The sequence below is a fragment of the Pseudomonas sp. MWU12-2345 genome, assembly GCF_023242385.1.
In the GTDB taxonomy this organism is placed as follows: Bacteria; Pseudomonadota; Gammaproteobacteria; order Pseudomonadales; family Pseudomonadaceae; genus Aquipseudomonas; species Aquipseudomonas gingeri_D.
In genome coordinates, this window is record NZ_JALLJA010000011.1 from 146,196 (window position 1) to 163,197 (window position 17,002).

Consider the following 17,002-nt stretch of genomic DNA (forward strand, 5'->3'; position numbering starts at 1 on the left):
ATGGCGATTCAAATGAAGAAGGTCGACGCGGTAATCGTCGGTTTCGGCTGGACCGGGGCGATCATGGCCAAGGAACTGACCGAAGCCGGGCTCAATGTCGTGGCCCTGGAACGCGGTCCCATGCAGGACACCTACCCAGACGGCAATTACCCACAGGTGATCGACGAGCTCACCTACAGCGTGCGCAAGAAACTCTTCCAGGATATCTCCAAGGAAACCGTCACCATTCGCCATAGCGTCAATGACGTCGCCCTGCCGAACCGCCAGCTCGGCGCGTTCCTGCCGGGCAATGGCGTGGGTGGTGCGGGGCTGCACTGGTCTGGCGTGCACTTTCGGGTCGATCCCATCGAGCTGCGCATCCGCAGTCACTACGAAGAGCGCTACGGCAAACACTTCATTCCCAAGGACATGACCATCCAGGACTTCGGCGTCAGCTACGAAGAGCTGGAACCGTTCTTCGACCATGCCGAAAAGGTCTTTGGCACCTCGGGGCAGGCCTGGACCGTCAAGGGCCAGTTGGTCGGCCAGGGCAAGGGCGGCAACCCCTACGCGCCGGATCGCTCCAATCCCTTTCCGCTGGAGTCGCAGAAGAACACCTACTCCGCGCAGCTGTTCCAGAAAGCCGCCAGCGAGGTCGGCTACAAGCCCTACAATCTGCCATCGGCAAATACTTCAGGGCCCTACACCAACCCTTACGGGGCGCAGATGGGCCCGTGCAATTTCTGCGGCTTCTGCAGCGGTTATGTCTGCTACATGTATTCCAAGGCCTCGCCGAACGTGAACATCCTGCCGGCGTTGCGCCAGGTGCCGAACTTCGAACTGCGGCCCAATTCCCACGTGCTGCGGGTCAATCTCGACAGCACCAAAAGCAAGGCCACCGGCGTGACCTATATCGACGCCCAGGGCCGCGAGGTGGAGCAAGAGGCCGACCTGGTGATTCTCGGCGCCTTCCAGTTCCATAACGTGCGGTTGATGCTGCTGTCCGGCATCGGCAAACCCTACGATCCGATCACCGGCGAAGGCGTGGTGGGCAAGAACTTCGCCTACCAGAACATGGCCACCGTGAAGGCCTTCTTCGACAAGGACGTGCACACCAACAACTTTATCGGTGCCGGCGGCAACGGTGTGGCGATCGACGATTTCAACGCCGATAACTTCGACCACGGCCCCCATGGCTTTGTCGGCGGGTCGCCGATGTGGGTCAACCAGGCCGGCAGCCGGCCGATTGCCGGGACTTCGAACCCGCCGGGCACACCAGCCTGGGGCAGTGCCTGGAAACGTGCCACGGCCGATTACTACACCCACCAGGTGTCGATGGATGCCCACGGTGCGCACCAGTCCTATCGGGGCAACTACCTGGATCTCGACCCGGTTTACCGTGATGCCTACGGCTTGCCGCTGTTGCGGATGACCTTCGACTGGCAGGAAAACGACATCAAGATGAACCGCTTCATGGTCGACAAACTGAGCAAGGTCGCCGAGGCGATGAACCCCAAGTCCATTGCCCTGCTGGGCAAGCAGGTCGGTGAGCACTTCAACACGTCGTCCTACCAGACCACCCACCTCAACGGTGGCGCGATCATGGGCACCGACCCGAAGACCAGCGTCCTGAACCGCTACCTGCAATGCTGGGATGTGCACAACGTCTTCGTCCCCGGCGCTTCGGCCTTCCCCCAGGGCCTGGGCTACAACCCCACCGGCCTGGTGGCGGCGCTGACCTACTGGTCGGCCCGGGCGATCCGCGAGCAGTACCTGAAAAATCCCGGCCCGTTGGTCCAGGCATAAGGAGCGATGAACATGAAAGCACTGGTTATCGCCACCCTGGCGCTGTTGGGCAATGGCGCGGTCAGCGCCGCCGAGGCCGATCCGTCGGCCCTGATCAAGCAGGGCGAATACCTGGCGCGGGCCGGGGATTGCGTGGCCTGTCACACGGCCAAGGGCGGCCAGCCGTTCGCCGGCGGGCTGCCGATGCAGACGCCCATCGGCACGATCTATTCGACCAATATCACCCCGGATAAAAGTGGGATCGGCGCCTACAGCTTCGAAGATTTCGACCAGGCGGTCCGCCATGGTGTCGCCAAGAACGGCAGTACGCTTTACCCGGCGATGCCCTATCCGTCCTACGCCCGGGTCAGCGACAGCGATATGCAGGCGCTGTACGCCTACTTCATGAAGGGCGTGGTGCCGGTGGCCCAGGACAACAAGGCCGTCGATATCCCCTGGCCGCTGAGCATGCGCTGGCCGTTGGCGGGTTGGCGCTGGGTGTTTGCGCCCAAGGTCGCCGAATACCAGGCCGGCAGCGGCGCTGACCCGGTGGTGAGCCGTGGCGCCTATCTGGTCGAAGGCCTCGGCCATTGCGGTGCCTGCCATACGCCACGGGCCCTGACCATGCAGGAAAAAGCCTTGAGCGCGAATGACGGCAGTGCCTTCCTGGCGGGCAGCGCGCCGCTCGAGGGCTGGATCGCGAAAAGCCTGCGCGGCGACCATAAGGATGGCCTCGGCAGTTGGAACGAAGCGCAGCTGGTGCAGTTCCTCAAGACCGGTCGCAGCGATCGCAGCGCGGTATTCGGCGGCATGAGCGATGTGGTGGTGCACAGCATGCAATACATGAGCGATGACGATCTGACGGCGATTGCCCGCTACCTCAAGAGCTTGCCGCCGGTGGATCCGCAGGACGCGCCTCACGCCTATGAGCCGCAGGTCGCACAAGCCCTGTGGAAAGGTGATGACAGCAAGCCGGGGGCGTCGGTCTATATCGACAACTGCGCGGCCTGCCACCGTACCGACGGTCACGGCTATACCCGGGTGTTCCCGGCGTTGGCCGGTAATCCGGTGGTGCAATCGGCGGACCCGACGTCGTTGATCCATATCGTGCTCAAGGGCGGCACCTTGCCGGCGACCCACACCGCACCTTCGAACTTCACCATGCCGGCGTTTGCCTGGCGATTGTCGGACCAGGAAGTGGCGGACGTGGTCGGTTTCATTCGCGGCAGTTGGGGTAATCAGGGCGGCGCAGTAAAGGCCAGCGATGTGGCGGCGTTGCGCAAGGAGGATATGCCGGCCAAACCGTAGGCTGGCGCCTGCCAGACGGTGCTAGGCAGATTCGCCTGACTCCATTACTGTATATAAATACAGTAATGGAGCCTTTCCAATGTTCACCCCGCTCCCACCCCGTGGCCGTGGCACCGCGACCAACCCGCACAACCGCTTCGCGTCCCATCGTTCGGTGGCCGAGGACGACGGCTGGTACCAGGAGGTTCCGCTGACCCAGGGCACCGAGGTGCGCATCGAGACGGCGAAGTCCATCATCACCCGCAACACCTCGCCGGACCTGCCCTTCGACCGCTCCATCAATCCCTATCGCGGCTGCGAGCACGGTTGCATCTACTGCTACGCACGCCCCAGTCATGCCTACTGGGATATGTCCCCAGGCCTGGATTTCGAAACCAGGCTGATCGCCAAGACCAACGCCGCCGCCGTGCTGGAGCAGCAATTGTCCAGGCCGGGCTATCGCGTCGCACCGATCAACCTGGGCTCCAACACCGATCCCTACCAGCCGATCGAACGCGAGCACCAGCTCACCCGGCGGATCCTCGAGGTGTTGCTGCGTTATCGGCATCCGGTGACCATCGTCACCAAGGGCTCGCTGATCCTGCGCGACCTCGACCTGCTCACGGAACTGGCACGGCAGCGCCTGGTGGCGGTGATGATCAGCCTGACCAGCCTCGACGACGAACTCAAGCGCATCCTCGAGCCCCGTGCGGCGGCGCCCAAGGCGCGCTTGCGGGCGATCCGGGTCATGGGTGAAGCGGGTATCCCGGTGGGCGTTTTATGTTCGCCGATGATTCCGATGATCAACGACAGCGAGCTGGAAAGCCTGCTCACCGAGGCCCGCGACGCCGGTGCCCAGAGCGCCGCCTACATGATGCTGCGCCTGCCCCTGGAGGTAGCGCCGCTGTTCGAGGAGTGGCTCGCCGCCCACTATCCGCAACGGGCAGCCCATGTCTTGAGCCTGATTCGCCAGACCCGCGGCGGCGAGCTCTACGACAGCCGGTTCGGTGCGCGGATGCGCGGCGAAGGGCCGTTTGCCGACCTGCTGGCGCAACGTTTTGCCAAGGCCATCAAGCGTCTGGGCCTCAACCGCCGCGAAGGTTACAACCTCGATTGCACGGCGTTTTGTCCTCCCGGAGGGCAAATGTCGTTACTCTGAGGCATGATCCGGACAAAGGTGTCTGCTGGCGTTTGGCCTGCGCCTATACTCTCGGGTAAGCGCGTAAGAAGCTTCTGGAACGTCCGTCCTAGAGCCTCTGATTCAGCTTGAGTTAAGTTTTCGCGACTAGGGTGAAGCTGCCTGTTGTGTACAGGTGCGTTCAAGGAATCGGGCGTATTGATCCGATGGGTGCTGGCGCGAGCGAGCCAAATCAGGAAAATCCCCTTCAATCCGTCAGAAAAGAGGATGAATCATGAGTGACAAGGATAAACAGCCGTCAGCTGCGTCGGCCTCTGGGCTCCCCGGGGCCGAAACCGCCGATGCGGCGCTGCAGCATATCGTCGATGGCTTCCTGCATTTTCATCATGAAATTTTTCCGCAGCAGGAAGAGTTGTTCAAGAAACTCGCCACGGCCCAGAACCCCCGGGCGATGTTCATCACGTGCGCGGATTCGCGGATCGTGCCTGAACTCATTACCCATAGCTCGCCCGGCGACCTGTTCGTGACCCGCAATGTCGGCAACGTGGTGCCGCCCTACGGGCAGATGAACGGCGGTGTCTCGACCGCCATCGAGTACGCGGTGCTGGCCCTCGGCGTGCAGCACATCATCGTCTGCGGGCATTCGGACTGCGGCGCCATGCGTGCGGTGCTCAACCCCGACAGCCTGGAAAAGATGCCCACGGTCAAGGCTTGGCTGCGCCATGCCGAAGTGGCGAAGACCATGGTCCATGAAAACTGCAACTGTGCCAACGAAAGCGAAAGCATGCAGGTGCTGACCGAAGAAAATGTTATCGCCCAGTTGCAGCACTTGCGCACGCACCCTTCGGTAGCCTCGCGCATGGCCAACGGTCACCTGTTTATCCATGGTTGGATCTACAACATCGAAACCAGCGAAATCAAAGCGTATGACGCCGATCGGGCCTGCTTCCTGCCCCTCGATGGCACTCATCCGATCCCGAGTGCGACGCCCAAAGCCCGCTTCTAGCGCCTGAAGCCTCCTCCATCCATTGGGTTCAGCCACGACCGACGTTCGAGCGGTCGGGCTTGGCCATGCCTGAAGAAATCCTCGGGAGATTCATCATGCGTGCTGCACAACTGAAAGCGGTTTTGCCACGGGAGCTATTGGCTTCCGTGGTGGTATTCCTGGTGGCCCTGCCGCTGTGCATGGGGATCGCCATCGCGTCCGGCATGCCACCGGCCAAAGGGCTGATTACCGGCATCATCGGTGGATTGGTGGTGGGCTGGCTGGCGGGTTCGCCGTTGCAGGTCAGCGGTCCGGCCGCGGGCCTGGCGGTGCTGGTGTTCGAACTGGTGCGCGAGCACGGCATGGCCATGCTCGGGCCGATCCTGTTGCTGGCCGGCGTGTTGCAATTACTGGCTGGCCGCCTGCGCCTGGGCTGCTGGTTCCGGGTGACCGCCCCGGCGGTGGTCTACGGCATGCTTGCCGGGATCGGTGTGTTGATCGTGCTGTCCCAGGTCCATGTGATGCTCGACGGCTCTCCCCTACCCTCGGGGCTGGACAACCTGCTGGGCTTCCCCGCCGCTGTGGGCCAGGCGTTTTCCGGCGAAGGCAGCGGCTGGCAGGCCGGTGCGTTGGGTCTGGGAACCATCCTGGTGATGTGGCTTTGGGACAAGCGCAAACCCCATGCCCTGCGCTTTGTCCCGGGTGCGCTGCTTGGCGTGGGCCTGGCGACCCTGGCGAGCCTGCTGCTGGCGCTGTCGGTCAAGCGCGTGGAAGTCCCCGCCAACCTGGCCGAGGCCATCGACTGGCTGCGGCCCGCCGACCTGCTCAACCTGGCCGATCCCAACCTGCTGATCGCGGCTTTTGCCGTGGCCTTTATCGCCAGCGCCGAAACCCTGCTCTCAGCCGCCGCCGTGGACCGCATGCACGACGGCCAGCGTTCGGACTTCGACCGCGAACTGTCGGCGCAGGGGGTGGGCAACATGCTCTGCGGCTTGCTCGGGGCGCTACCCATGACCGGGGTGATCGTGCGCAGTTCGGCGAATGTCCAGGCCGGTGCCCGGACCCGCCTGTCGACGATGTTCCATGGCTTGTGGCTGCTGGCCTTTGTGCTGCTGTTGTCCAGCGTGCTGCAAAGCATTCCGGTGGCGAGCCTGGCGGGTGTGCTGGTGTATACGGGCATCAAGCTGGTGGACCTCAAGGTCTTTCGCGGCCTGGGGCGCTACGGGCGCATGCCGATGCTGACCTATGGGGCCACGGCCCTGGCGATTGTCTGCACTGATCTGTTGACGGGGGTGTTGATCGGTTTCGGCCTGACCCTGGCGAAGCTGGCCTGGAAAGCCTCGCGCCTGAAAATCAGCCTGGTGGACTTGCCTGCCGAGGGTGAGATGGAGCTGCGCCTGCTGGGAGCGGCGACCTTTCTCAAGGTGCCGGCGCTGACCCGGGTGCTGTCGACGGTTCCGACGGGCACGGTGGTGCACGTGCCGCTGGGCAACCTGAGCTATATCGACCACTCTTGCCTGGAGTTGCTGGAGGAGTGGGACCGGGCCAACCGGGCCAAGGGTTCGCGATTGGTGATCGAGGCCCATGGCTTGAAACGGCGCCTGGAAGGGCGGTTGCGGACCACCAGCGGTATCGGTTCCGCCGCAGCCTGACGATGGTAAAACGCCACAAAACCTGTAGGAGCCGAGCTTGCTCGCGATCGGGCGCGCAGCGACCGCAATCCGGCTGACTCGGTGTGCCAGATGCACCGCATGCGCAGGTTTTACGACTGCTGCGCAGCCGATCGCGAGCAAGCTCGGCTCCTACAGGAGCGCGCGTCGGCAGCTGATCGCGTTCGGTTGCGATCAATTGCGTTGTCGGTTCAAGCGCCCGGCTGCTCCAGCTCCAGCCCCACGCCCAATTGGCGCGACAGGCACGGCCAGCGCTTCCACGCCGCCTCGGTGTCCGGGCTGTACAGGCGCTCGCGATAGGCTTCCACCGACTCCAGGGCAAAACTTTCTTCGTTGAGCATTTCATCGACCGCGTGATGCACCGCTTCATCCAGCTGGTTGGCGAATGTCTCGCCGATCAACTGGTGGGCGATCAGGTTGGCCACGGTAATGTCCGAGGGAATCAGCGGCTGGCCGAAATGCTTGATGTACAGGTCGTTGACCTCCTCCACCAGGCGATGCGCCAGATAGGCTTCGTCCAGCAGGCCGTCGAGCCCGACATGGCCTTCCAGGATCGCCGGGGGTTGCAGGAAAAACTGCTCGGCGATAGTCAGCACCGGCTTGATCTGCGATTCGATGCCGGCTTCGCGCGCCACCTCATTGGCCGCATCCAGCAAATCGGGAACCAGGTCGATATAGGCTTTGACAAACCGGGTCAGCACACCTTTGGCGTCAACATCCGGCAGTTGAATAGCGGGGTGAAGGTGCGGCAATTGAACTTCAAGTTGACGCGTCAACTGGCCACTACCGGCCTCGTGTTGATGGGCACGTTGAATCTGCTCGCGCAATGCGGCGGTGTTCATGAAAACTCCAGGGGGGGACGGCAAAGGGAAAATAGGGAGAGTACAAAGTAGCTGGGTTATAAAAGATGTTCAGACGCATTTGTAATAATTATTTCATGCTTATATGCGTGAGTTATATCGGCTTGCCATCATTTCTGCTCTGCCCCAGGTAATTCGTGGCCTCCAGCCTGATGCAAAGTCGCCTTCAGTTCATTTCCCAGATCGCATGGCGCTGTCCCGGTCGCTGTCTATACTCGATTTCGTAGGGAGTTAGCTGTTGACGCCCGGCAGCTGTTGCAGGCCCGGCCGAATGGTCCGCTTACGCAGTACGACCATTCCCTTGGCCGCAGGTGAAAGCCGGCGGGATAACAAGAACGATAAGGGGAACCCGCAATGATGCGACATCCACGAGTCTGGATGGGCCTCCTGTTGTGGTCGATATTCAGTCAGGCGCATGCCGCCTGGACCGTGAATATGACGCCTGGAGCGACGGAAGTCAGTCACGAGATCTTCGATCTGCACATGACCATTTTCTGGATCTGTGTGGTGATCGGCATCATCGTGTTCGGTGCAATGTTCTGGTCGATGATCATGCACCGACGCTCCACTGGCCAGGTGGCGGCCAAGTTCCATGAAAGCACCACCGTGGAAATCCTCTGGACCATCGTGCCCTTGCTGATCCTGGTGGTAATGGCGATTCCCGCGACCGCCACGCTGATCAAGATGTACGACACCAGTGAGTCGGACGTCGATATCCAGATCACCGGCTATCAGTGGAAATGGCACTACAAATACCTGGGCCAGGATGTCGAGTTCTTCAGCAACCTGTCCACCCCCGCCGAACAGATGCATAACCAGGCGCCCAAGGGCGAAAACTACCTGCTGGAAGTCGACCAGCCGCTGGTCTTGCCGGTGGGCGCCAAGGTGCGTTTCCTGGTGACCTCCGCCGACGTGATCCATTCCTGGTGGGTGCCGGCCCTGGCGGTCAAGCGCGATGCCATTCCGGGGTTCTTCAACGAAGCCTGGACCCGGATCGACAAGCCCGGCCTCTACCGCGGGCAATGTTCCGAACTGTGCGGCAAGGACCACGGTTTCATGCCGGTGGTGGTCGATGTCCGCACCAAGGCCGACTACGACAGCTGGCTGGCCGATCGCAAGGCCGAGTCCGCCAAGCTCAAGGAACTGACCAGCAAGGAGTGGACCCTCGACGAGCTCAAGGAGCGCGGCGACAAGGTCTACCACACCACCTGCGTGGCCTGTCACCAGGCCGAGGGCCAGGGCCTGCCGCCGATGTTCCCGTCACTCAAGGGCTCGAAAATCGCCACCGGTCCCAAGGAAGACCACCTGCACCGGGTGTTCTTCGGCAAGCCGGGCACGGCCATGGCGGCCTTCGGCAAACAGTTGTCGGAAGTCGATATCGCCGCCGTCGTGACCTACGAACGCAATGCCTGGGGCAACAACAAGGGCGACATGGTCACGCCCAAGGAAGTCCTGGCACTGAAGCAGGCGGAGGGCAGCAAATGAACAGCTCCGTTGCGTGTTCGCTGAACCGGTCGGAGCCGAGGCTCCCGGGCCAAGCCGTTCCCCCGTTTGCAGGAGACAGGACATGAGTGCAGTGATCGATGACCATGGCCATGGCGGCCACGATGAGCACGCCGCCCACGGTCCCGCCAAGGGCCTGATGCGCTGGGTGCTGACCACCAACCACAAGGATATCGGCACGCTGTACCTGTGGTTCAGCTTCGCCATGTTCCTGCTCGGCGGCTCCTTCGCCATGGTGATCCGCGCCGAGTTGTTCCAGCCGGGGCTGCACATTGTCGAGCCGGCGTTCTTCAACCAGATGACCACCATGCACGGCCTGGTGATGGTCTTCGGCGCGGTGATGCCGGCCTTCGTCGGCCTGGCCAACTGGATGATCCCGCTGATGATCGGCGCGCCGGACATGGCCTTGCCGCGGATGAACAACTTCAGCTTCTGGCTGTTGCCGGCGGCCTTCTCGCTGATGGTCTCGACCCTGTTCATGCCCGGCGGCGGGCCGAACTTCGGCTGGACCTTCTATGCGCCGCTGTCGACCACCTACGCGCCCGAAAGCGTGACCTTCTTTATCTTCGCCATCCACATGATGGGCATCAGTTCGATCATGGGCGCGATCAACGTGATCTCGACCATTCTCAACCTGCGTGCGCCGGGCATGACCCTGATGAAGATGCCGCTGTTCGTCTGGACCTGGCTGATCACCGCGTTCCTGCTGATCGCGGTGATGCCGGTGCTGGCGGGTGTGGTGACCATGATGCTGATGGATATCCATTTCGGCACCAGCTTCTTCAGTGCCGCCGGTGGCGGTGATCCGGTGCTGTTCCAGCACGTGTTCTGGTTCTTCGGCCATCCCGAGGTGTACATCATGATCCTGCCGGCGTTCGGCGCGGTCAGTGCGATCATCCCGGCGTTTTCCCGCAAGCCGCTGTTCGGCTACACCTCGATGGTCTACGCCACGGCGAGCATCGCCTTTCTCTCGTTCATCGTCTGGGGCCACCACATGTTCGTGGTCGGCATTCCCCTGGTCGGCGAGCTGTTCTACATGTACGCGACCATGCTGATCGCGGTGCCGACCGGGGTGAAGGTGTTCAACTGGGTCAGCACCATGTGGCAAGGTTCGCTGACCTTCGAGACGCCCATGCTGTTTGCGGTGGCCTTTGTCATCCTGTTCAGCATCGGCGGCTTCTCCGGGCTGATGCTGGCGATGGCGCCGGCGGACTTCCAGTACCACGGCACCTATTTCGTGGTGGCGCATTTCCACTACGTGCTGGTGCCGGGGGCGATCTTCGGGATCTTCGCGTCCACCTACTACTGGCTGCCGAAGTGGACCGGCCACATGTACGACGAAACCCTCGGCAAGCTGCACTTCTGGCTGTCGTTCATCGGCATGAACCTGACCTTCTTCCCGATGCATTTCGTGGGCCTTGCGGGGATGCCACGGCGGGTGCCGGACTACAACCTGCAGTTCGCCAACTTCAACATGGTCTCCTCGATCGGTGGCTTCATGTTCGGGGTCACCCAGCTGCTGTTCCTGTTTATCGTCATCAAGTGCATCCGCAGCGGCCCGCCGGCCCCGGCCAAGCCCTGGGATGGCGCGGAAGGCCTGGAGTGGAGCATTCCGTCACCGGCGCCGTACCACACCTTCACCACGCCGCCGGAAGTGAAATAGATCATGGCCGACTCGATCTCGCTCAAGCGCCTGGTCACACGCCTGTTGTTGGTGGTGGTAGCGATGTTCGCCTTCGGTTTTGCCCTGGTGCCGCTCTACGACGTGATGTGCAAGGCCTTCGGGATCAACGGCAAGACCGCCGGGCAGTATGAAGGTGAGCAGGTGGTCGACCTGTCACGCAAGATCGGCGTGCAGTTTCTCTCGACCAATGCCGTCGACATGGTCTGGGAGTTCTATCCCAAGGCCAACCAGTTGACCGTGCACCCCGGTGCCGTCAACGAGATGCTCTTCGTGGCCTACAACCCCACCGACCATGTGATGAAGGCCCAGGCCATCCCGAGCATCGCCCCGGCGAATGCGGCGGTGTATTTCCACAAGACCGAATGCTTCTGCTTCACCCAGCAGACCCTGCAGCCCGGGCAGCGCATCGAGATGCCGGTACGTTTCATCGTTGACCGCGACATGCCCAAGGATGTGAAGCAACTGACACTGGGCTACACGCTGTTCGACATCACCGCCCGCAATCCGCCCGTGGCGGGTACGGGCGGCTAGGACATTTGGCGTGCCCGATAAGGAGAACAATAAATGGCGATTCATGAGCATTACTACGTACCGGCCCAGAGCAAGTGGCCGATCATTGCCACGGCGGGCATGCTGACCACGATGTTCGGTCTGGGCACCTGGTTCAACGACCTGAAGGCGGCGCGCCCGGATTCCCACGGCCCGCTGATTTTCTTCGTCGGCGGACTGCTGCTGGCCTATATGCTTTTCGGCTGGTTCGGCACGGTGATCAAGGAAAGTCGCGCCGGGCTCTACAGCCCGCAGATGGACCGCTCGTTCCGCTGGGGCATGAGCTGGTTCATCTTTTCCGAGGTGATGTTCTTTATCGCCTTCTTCGGCGCGCTGTTCTATGTGCGCAATCTGTCGGTGCCCTGGCTGGCCGGTGACGGTGGCGCGAAAGGGATCGCCCACCTGTTGTGGCCGAACTTCCAGAATGCCTGGCCCTTGCTGAACAACCCCGATCCGAAGCTCTTTCCCGGACCCAGGGAAACCATCAGTCCCTGGGGCTTGCCGCTGCTCAATACCGTGTTGCTGGTCAGTTCCAGCGTCACCGTGACCATCGCTCACCATGCCCTGAAGAACGGCCATCGCGGCGCGCTGAAGATCTGGCTGGCGATCACCGTGCTGCTGGGGATCGCGTTCCTGAGCTTCCAGGCCAAGGAATACATGCATGCCTATCACGAGTTGGGGCTGACCCTGGGCTCGGGCATCTACGGCGCGACCTTCTTCATGCTCACCGGTTTCCACGGTGCCCACGTGACCATCGGCACCCTGATCCTGTTCGTGATGCTGATGCGGGTCATGCGCGGGCACTTCAATGCCGAGCATCAATTCGGTTTTGAAGCGGCCAGTTGGTATTGGCACTTCGTCGACGTGGTCTGGATCGGCCTGTTCGTGTTCGTCTACGTGCTTTGAGCCTTGCCGGGCCCTGGGTTTTACCAGGGCGCCGAGGACACCAGTTGGCCGCTGAAAAAGCCCCAGGTGATCAAGGCCAGGGTGATCACGGCAAGCCCGACCCGCACGGTGAGGGCATGGACCAGGCGCTTGGAGTGCGCGTCGTCCTTCACCAGGAAGAACAGGCCGCTGAACAGGCTGGCCACCGTGGCCAACAGCATCAGGACAATCGCCGCTTTCAACATGGTGAGACTCCGGGGGAGATGCGCATGCAATTGAGTATAGCGAGTCGAATAACGGCCGCCGGAGCGCGGTCATGAGGCGCTTCCAGCCCGGCATCGCGCCGACCCTGGTGGTGCTTGTGCTGCTGCCGTTGCTGGTCTGCCTGGGGTTCTGGCAGCTGAGTCGCAGCGAGCAGAAACGCGTGCTGCTGGAGAACCATGCCCAGCGTCGCACTTCCGAACCGGTGGCTAGCGACCAGTTGAAAGCCATGACCGATCCGGCCTTTCGGCGGGTGCGATTGAGCGGGCAGTTCGACGCCGAACACAGTTACCTGCTGGATAACCGCATGCGCGACGACCGGGTCGGCGTCGAGCTGTTGCAGCCGTTCCACGACGAGGCCAGCGGCCTGTGGTTGCTGGTCAACCGGGGCTGGTTGCCCTGGCCGGATCGGCGCACGCCGCCGGTGTTCAGCACCCCTGCGCAGCGGCTGGAAATCGGCGCCTGGGTGTATGTCTCGCCTGGCGCGACCTTCCAGCTGGGCAGCGACCCGGCCAATGCGAGCTGGCCACGGCTGGTGACCGCGATCGACCCGGACAAGCTCTGGGCGGAGCTGGGACGCACAGGTTTCAACTACGAACTGCGCCAGGAGTCCGGCCCGGCGGCCTATGAGGCCGGCTGGCCGGTGGTCTCCGAAGGCATGGGGCCGGAAAAACATGTGGCCTATGCCGTGCAGTGGTTCGCCATGGCACTGGCGCTGTTCGGCCTTTATCTCTACCTCGGATGGCATAACGCAAGGGAGAAACACCATGGGAGCGGCCATGAATCCACTGAACACAGCTGAAGCCCCGACCCCGCCACGGCGTGCCCGCGGTCGCTGGCAACTGATCATGATCCTGTTGGTGGTGATCGGCCCGATGGTCCTCGCCACCGGGATGTACAAGTTGCAGTTCTGGGTGCCGGAGAGCCGCAGTTATCACGGCGAGTTGATCGGCAATGGCGAAAGCCGTGCCGACCTGGGCGTGCAGACCGACGAGCAGCGCTGGCAGATGCTGGTGACCGCGCCGGGGGACTGTGCCGCGGACTGCCAGCAACTGGTCTACCTGGCGCGGCAGATCCAGATCGCCCTGGGCCGCGATGCTTCCCGGGCCAGCCATGCCCTGGCGACGGCGCAACCCCTGGAGACGTTCTACGACGCCAAGCTCAAGCGCGAATACCCGCAGTTGCAACGCTACCCGCTGGATCTTGCGGCCTACAACCGGGAGGCCAAGGGCAACGGCGCGGCGCAACTGTGGATCGTCGATCCCCACGGCAACCTGGTGCTGCGTTATGACGCGGGGGTCAACGGCAAGGACCTGCTCAACGACCTGGTGCAACTGTTGAAACTGTCGAATATCGGATGAGGGCATCGTCATGGCCAAACCTGGATTTCGCCTCGCGCTGTTCGCCACGCTGCTGGCGCTGATTGTCGTCCTGCTGGGCGCCTACACCCGGCTGACCCACGCCGGCCTGGGCTGTCCCGACTGGCCGGGCTGCTACGGCTTTATCAGCGTGCCCCAGAGCGAAGCCCAGCTGGCCCATGCCGAATTGCATTTTCCCGATACCCCGGTGCAAGCCCACAAGGGCTGGAACGAGATGGTCCATCGCTACTTCGCCGGGACCCTGGGGCTGCTGATCGTGCTGCTGGCCGCACGCTCCTGGCATGAACGCCGGCGTGACGGGCAACCACTGAAGCTGCCGCTGTTCCTGCTGGGAGTGGTCTTCGCCCAGGCGGCCTTCGGCATGTGGACGGTCACCCTCAAGCTCTGGCCCCAGGTGGTCACGGCCCATCTGCTCGGCGGTTTTGCCACCTTGAGCCTGCTGTTCCTGCTGACCTTGCGCCTGTCCGGCGTGCTGCCGGCGCTGGCGGTGCCACGGCGTTTGCAGCGCTGGGCCACGGCCGGGTTGCTGCTGGTGATTCTGCAGATCGCCCTCGGCGGCTGGGTCAGTTCCAATTATGCGGCGGTGGCCTGTATCGACCTGCCGACCTGTCACGGGCAATGGTGGCCGAACGCGGATTTCGCCAACGGTTTCCACCTGACCCAGCATATCGGCCCCAACTACCTGGGCGGCCAGCTCGACAGCGATGCGCGCACGGCCATTCACCTGACCCACCGCATCGGCGCCCTGTTGGTGACCCTGGTGCTGCTAGGCCTGGCCTGGCAACTGCGGGCGGTGGGCATGACCCGGCTCGCCGGGTTGCTGCTGCTGGCGCTGGCGGCGCAGATCTGCCTGGGCCTGAGCAATGTCTACTTTCATCTGCCGCTGCCGGTGGCCGTGGCGCACAATGCCGGCGGCGCGGCCTTGTTGCTGACGCTGGTGCTGGTCAACTACCACGCGCGTACCGCGCTGGTCCGGGTGCGCGCGCAAGCGCCGGCACGCTGGCGTCTGAGCCCGATCAAAGCGGTCCATGCGCCCATCACGATCAAGGGAGAAATGCCGTGGCGACTGTAATCGGTGAGGCCCAGGCCCAGGCGCTCTGGCGCGACTACCTGGAGCTGACCAAACCCAAGGTGGTGGTGCTGATGCTGATCACCTCGCTGGTGGGCATGTTTCTCGCGACCCGTGCCGGCGTGCCCTGGACCGTGCTGGTGTTCGGCAACCTGGGCATCGCCCTGTGTGCCGGCGGCGCGGCGGTGGTCAATCATGTGGTGGATCGGCGCATCGATGCGCTGATGGCCCGCACCCACAAGCGGCCGCTGGCCCAGGGCCGGGTATCGCCGGCGGCGGCGCTGAGTTTCGCGCTGGTCCTCGCGGTGCTCGGGCAGGCCTTGTTGCTGAGTTTCACCAACCCGCTGACGGCCTGGCTGACCCTGGCGTCCCTGCTCGGTTACGCGGTGATCTACACCGGCTTTCTCAAGCGCGCCACGCCGCAGAATATCGTGATCGGCGGCCTGGCCGGGGCGGCGCCGCCGTTGCTCGGCTGGGTCGCGGCCACCGGCCATGTCAGCGCCGAACCGCTGTTGCTGGTGCTGATCATCTTCGCCTGGACCCCGCCGCACTTCTGGGCCCTGGCCATCCACCGCAAGGAAGAGTACGCCAAGGCGGATATCCCGATGCTGCCGGTGACCCATGGCGAGCATTACACCAAGGTGCATATCCTGCTCTACACCTGTGTCCTGCTGGCGGTCAGCCTGCTGCCGTTCGTGATCCACATGAGCGGCCTGCTCTACCTGGTCTGCGCCACGCTCCTGGGCGCGCGCTTCCTGAACTGGGCGTGGGTGCTGTACCGTGGCAGTCAGCCGCATGCGGCGATCAACACCTTCAAGTACTCTATCTACTACTTGTTCCTGCTGTTTATCGCGCTGCTTGTCGATCACTACCTATTGTTGAATCTATGACTCGAGTTCAGAAAACCGTTTTTATTCTTGTCGCCGTGGTGGCCCTGGTCCTGGGCCTGACGGTCAACAAAGTGATCCATAACCAGCGCCAGGGCGAGCCCACGGCGATGATCGATGCGGGGATCATCCTGCTGCCCCAGAGCCGTTCGCTGCCCGGGGTGAAGATGACCGACCAGAACGGCCAGCCGGTGCAGGTCGACGAGCTCAAGGGCAAGTGGAGCCTGCTGTTCTTCGGCTACACCTTCTGCCCGGACATCTGCCCGACCACCCTTGCCCAACTGCGTCAGATCAAGAGCGAGTTGCCCAAGGACGCGGTGGGCCAGTTGCAGGTGATCCTGGTGAGCGTCGACCCGAACCGCGATACGCCGCAGCAGCTCAAGCAGTACCTGGGTTACTTCGATCCAGAGTTCCGTGGGCTGACCGCGGGTTCGATCGACGACCTGCAGAAGGTCGCCAATGCGCTGAGCATTCCGTTTATTCCGGCGGACACCAGCAAGCCCAACTACACCGTTGACCATAGCGGCAACTTGGCGATCGTCGGGCCGGACGGTACTCAGCGCGGCTTTATCCGCGCGCCGTTGAACAACCAGAAGCTGGTGGCGCAGTTGCCGGATTTGCTCACGCGCAAATAGCGGCTACTTGGCAAACATCTGCCCGATATCCTTGAAGGCCTTGAACTCCAGGGCATTGCCGCACGGGTCGAACAGGAACATGGTTGCCTGTTCGCCCACCTGCCCCTTGAAGCGCACGTAGGGTTCGATCACGAACCGCGTGCCCTTCTCTTTCAGGCGCTCGGCCAGCGCTTCCCAGGTTTCCCATTCCAGCACCACGCCGAAATGCGGTACCGGCACGTCGTGGCCGTCCACCGGGTTGCTCAACGCCTGTTCCTGGGCCGCCGTCTTGGCCTGGTAGTGAATCACCAACTGATGACCGAAGAAGTCGAAGTCCACCCAGTGATCGCTGCTGCGTCCTTCCGGGCAGGCAAAAACATCGCCGTAGAAATGTCGGGCCGCGGCCAGGTCATGGACCGGGATTGCCAGGTGGAACGGTGAAAGCGCCATGTCGGATACCAGGCTGG

Annotated in this window: 17 protein-coding genes; 14 read left to right on the forward strand and 3 right to left on the reverse strand. The window is 62.7% G+C overall.

Annotation, left to right across the window (positions count from 1 at the left end; all coding sequences use genetic code 11):
- The 5 genes from M5C71_RS21410 to M5C71_RS21430 all read left to right on the forward strand — a co-directional run bounded on the left by M5C71_RS21410 (position 1) and on the right by M5C71_RS21430 (position 6,826).
- On the forward strand, positions 1-1,785 hold the full coding sequence (locus M5C71_RS21410; RefSeq protein WP_248768673.1) for a GMC family oxidoreductase: 1,785 nt from the start codon (positions 1-3) through the stop codon (positions 1,783-1,785).
- 12 nt (positions 1,786-1,797) lie between these two features.
- Positions 1,798-3,072 carry a cytochrome c gene (locus tag M5C71_RS21415; protein WP_248768674.1) on the forward strand — a complete coding sequence of 425 codons (1,275 nt, stop codon included), beginning with the start codon at positions 1,798-1,800 and terminating at the stop codon, positions 3,070-3,072.
- A 79-nt stretch (positions 3,073-3,151) separates the two neighbouring features.
- Positions 3,152-4,210, forward strand: coding sequence for a PA0069 family radical SAM protein (locus M5C71_RS21420; protein ID WP_248768675.1), 1,059 nt, complete (start codon positions 3,152-3,154; stop codon positions 4,208-4,210).
- A gap of 253 nt (positions 4,211-4,463) precedes the next feature.
- Positions 4,464-5,195, forward strand: coding sequence for a carbonic anhydrase (locus M5C71_RS21425; RefSeq protein WP_248768676.1), 732 nt, complete (start codon positions 4,464-4,466; stop codon positions 5,193-5,195).
- A 95-nt stretch (positions 5,196-5,290) separates the two neighbouring features.
- On the forward strand, positions 5,291-6,826 hold the full coding sequence (locus tag M5C71_RS21430) for a SulP family inorganic anion transporter (RefSeq protein ID WP_248747454.1): 1,536 nt from the start codon (positions 5,291-5,293) through the stop codon (positions 6,824-6,826).
- A 209-nt stretch (positions 6,827-7,035) separates the two neighbouring features.
- On the opposite strand, the gene M5C71_RS21435 is transcribed toward M5C71_RS21430, so the two are convergent.
- Positions 7,036-7,686: a hypothetical protein gene (locus M5C71_RS21435; RefSeq protein ID WP_103496252.1), complete on the reverse strand. Its 651-nt coding sequence runs from the start codon at positions 7,684-7,686 to the stop codon at positions 7,036-7,038.
- A 372-nt stretch (positions 7,687-8,058) separates the two neighbouring features.
- On the opposite strand from M5C71_RS21435, the gene coxB reads away from it, so the two are divergent.
- From coxB to M5C71_RS21455, 4 genes are all read left to right on the forward strand, one after another.
- A complete protein-coding gene (gene coxB, locus M5C71_RS21440) occupies positions 8,059-9,189 on the forward strand; it encodes a cytochrome c oxidase subunit II (RefSeq protein ID WP_152736538.1) in 1,131 nt (376 codons plus the stop codon).
- 82 nt (positions 9,190-9,271) lie between these two features.
- Positions 9,272-10,870, forward strand: a complete 1,599-nt coding sequence (ctaD, locus tag M5C71_RS21445; protein WP_100939988.1) for a cytochrome c oxidase subunit I — start codon at positions 9,272-9,274, stop codon at positions 10,868-10,870.
- A gap of 3 nt (positions 10,871-10,873) precedes the next feature.
- Positions 10,874-11,422: a cytochrome c oxidase assembly protein gene (locus tag M5C71_RS21450; protein WP_103496254.1), complete on the forward strand. Its 549-nt coding sequence runs from the start codon at positions 10,874-10,876 to the stop codon at positions 11,420-11,422.
- A gap of 33 nt (positions 11,423-11,455) precedes the next feature.
- Positions 11,456-12,346: a cytochrome c oxidase subunit 3 gene (locus M5C71_RS21455; RefSeq protein ID WP_103496255.1), complete on the forward strand. Its 891-nt coding sequence runs from the start codon at positions 11,456-11,458 to the stop codon at positions 12,344-12,346.
- A gap of 20 nt (positions 12,347-12,366) precedes the next feature.
- Here the strand turns inward: M5C71_RS21455 and M5C71_RS21460 are convergent, their stop codons facing one another.
- Positions 12,367-12,570, reverse strand: coding sequence for a twin transmembrane helix small protein (locus M5C71_RS21460; protein ID WP_100939991.1), 204 nt, complete (start codon positions 12,568-12,570; stop codon positions 12,367-12,369).
- Between the two features lie 71 nt (positions 12,571-12,641).
- On the opposite strand from M5C71_RS21460, the gene M5C71_RS21465 reads away from it, so the two are divergent.
- The 5 genes from M5C71_RS21465 to M5C71_RS21485 are packed head-to-tail and all read left to right on the forward strand — an operon-like array spanning position 12,642 to position 16,556.
- Positions 12,642-13,388, forward strand: coding sequence for an SURF1 family protein (locus M5C71_RS21465; protein WP_103496256.1), 747 nt, complete (start codon positions 12,642-12,644; stop codon positions 13,386-13,388).
- The gene (locus M5C71_RS21470; RefSeq protein ID WP_103496257.1) at positions 13,354-13,947 is read left to right on the forward strand and encodes a hypothetical protein; all 594 of its coding nucleotides are present in this window, start codon (positions 13,354-13,356) and stop codon (positions 13,945-13,947) included. The genes M5C71_RS21465 and M5C71_RS21470 overlap by 35 nt, the downstream gene beginning before the upstream one ends.
- 10 nt (positions 13,948-13,957) lie before the next feature.
- On the forward strand, positions 13,958-15,037 hold the full coding sequence (locus M5C71_RS21475) for a COX15/CtaA family protein (RefSeq protein WP_103496258.1): 1,080 nt from the start codon (positions 13,958-13,960) through the stop codon (positions 15,035-15,037).
- Entirely contained in the window at positions 15,025-15,924 is a 900-nt protein-coding gene (gene cyoE, locus M5C71_RS21480; RefSeq protein ID WP_177103915.1) for a heme o synthase, read from the forward strand. Before M5C71_RS21475 ends, cyoE begins: the two co-directional genes overlap by 13 nt.
- The gene (locus M5C71_RS21485) at positions 15,921-16,556 is read left to right on the forward strand and encodes an SCO family protein (protein ID WP_103496260.1); all 636 of its coding nucleotides are present in this window, start codon (positions 15,921-15,923) and stop codon (positions 16,554-16,556) included. Before cyoE ends, M5C71_RS21485 begins: the two co-directional genes overlap by 4 nt.
- 3 nt (positions 16,557-16,559) lie before the next feature.
- Here the strand turns inward: M5C71_RS21485 and M5C71_RS21490 are convergent, their stop codons facing one another.
- On the reverse strand, positions 16,560-16,985 hold the full coding sequence (locus M5C71_RS21490; protein ID WP_103496261.1) for a VOC family protein: 426 nt from the start codon (positions 16,983-16,985) through the stop codon (positions 16,560-16,562).
- Positions 16,986-17,002: the final 17 nt, after the last annotated feature.

Coding starts and splice junctions, on each gene's coding strand:
- M5C71_RS21410 (WP_248768673.1), top strand. CDS start 1: ATGGCGATTCAAATGAAGAAGGTCGACGCGGTAATCGTCGGTTTCGGC.
- M5C71_RS21415 (WP_248768674.1), top strand. CDS start 1,798: ATGAAAGCACTGGTTATCGCCACCCTGGCGCTGTTGGGCAATGGCGCG.
- M5C71_RS21420 (WP_248768675.1), top strand. CDS start 3,152: ATGTTCACCCCGCTCCCACCCCGTGGCCGTGGCACCGCGACCAACCCG.
- M5C71_RS21425 (WP_248768676.1), top strand. CDS start 4,464: ATGAGTGACAAGGATAAACAGCCGTCAGCTGCGTCGGCCTCTGGGCTC.
- M5C71_RS21430 (WP_248747454.1), top strand. CDS start 5,291: ATGCGTGCTGCACAACTGAAAGCGGTTTTGCCACGGGAGCTATTGGCT.
- M5C71_RS21435 (WP_103496252.1), bottom strand. CDS start 7,686: ATGAACACCGCCGCATTGCGCGAGCAGATTCAACGTGCCCATCAACAC.
- coxB (WP_152736538.1), top strand. CDS start 8,059: ATGATGCGACATCCACGAGTCTGGATGGGCCTCCTGTTGTGGTCGATA.
- ctaD (WP_100939988.1), top strand. CDS start 9,272: ATGAGTGCAGTGATCGATGACCATGGCCATGGCGGCCACGATGAGCAC.
- M5C71_RS21450 (WP_103496254.1), top strand. CDS start 10,874: ATGGCCGACTCGATCTCGCTCAAGCGCCTGGTCACACGCCTGTTGTTG.
- M5C71_RS21455 (WP_103496255.1), top strand. CDS start 11,456: ATGGCGATTCATGAGCATTACTACGTACCGGCCCAGAGCAAGTGGCCG.
- M5C71_RS21460 (WP_100939991.1), bottom strand. CDS start 12,570: ATGTTGAAAGCGGCGATTGTCCTGATGCTGTTGGCCACGGTGGCCAGC.
- M5C71_RS21465 (WP_103496256.1), top strand. CDS start 12,642: ATGAGGCGCTTCCAGCCCGGCATCGCGCCGACCCTGGTGGTGCTTGTG.
- M5C71_RS21470 (WP_103496257.1), top strand. CDS start 13,354: ATGGGAGCGGCCATGAATCCACTGAACACAGCTGAAGCCCCGACCCCG.
- M5C71_RS21475 (WP_103496258.1), top strand. CDS start 13,958: ATGGCCAAACCTGGATTTCGCCTCGCGCTGTTCGCCACGCTGCTGGCG.
- M5C71_RS21485 (WP_103496260.1), top strand. CDS start 15,921: ATGACTCGAGTTCAGAAAACCGTTTTTATTCTTGTCGCCGTGGTGGCC.
- M5C71_RS21490 (WP_103496261.1), bottom strand. CDS start 16,985: ATGGCGCTTTCACCGTTCCACCTGGCAATCCCGGTCCATGACCTGGCC.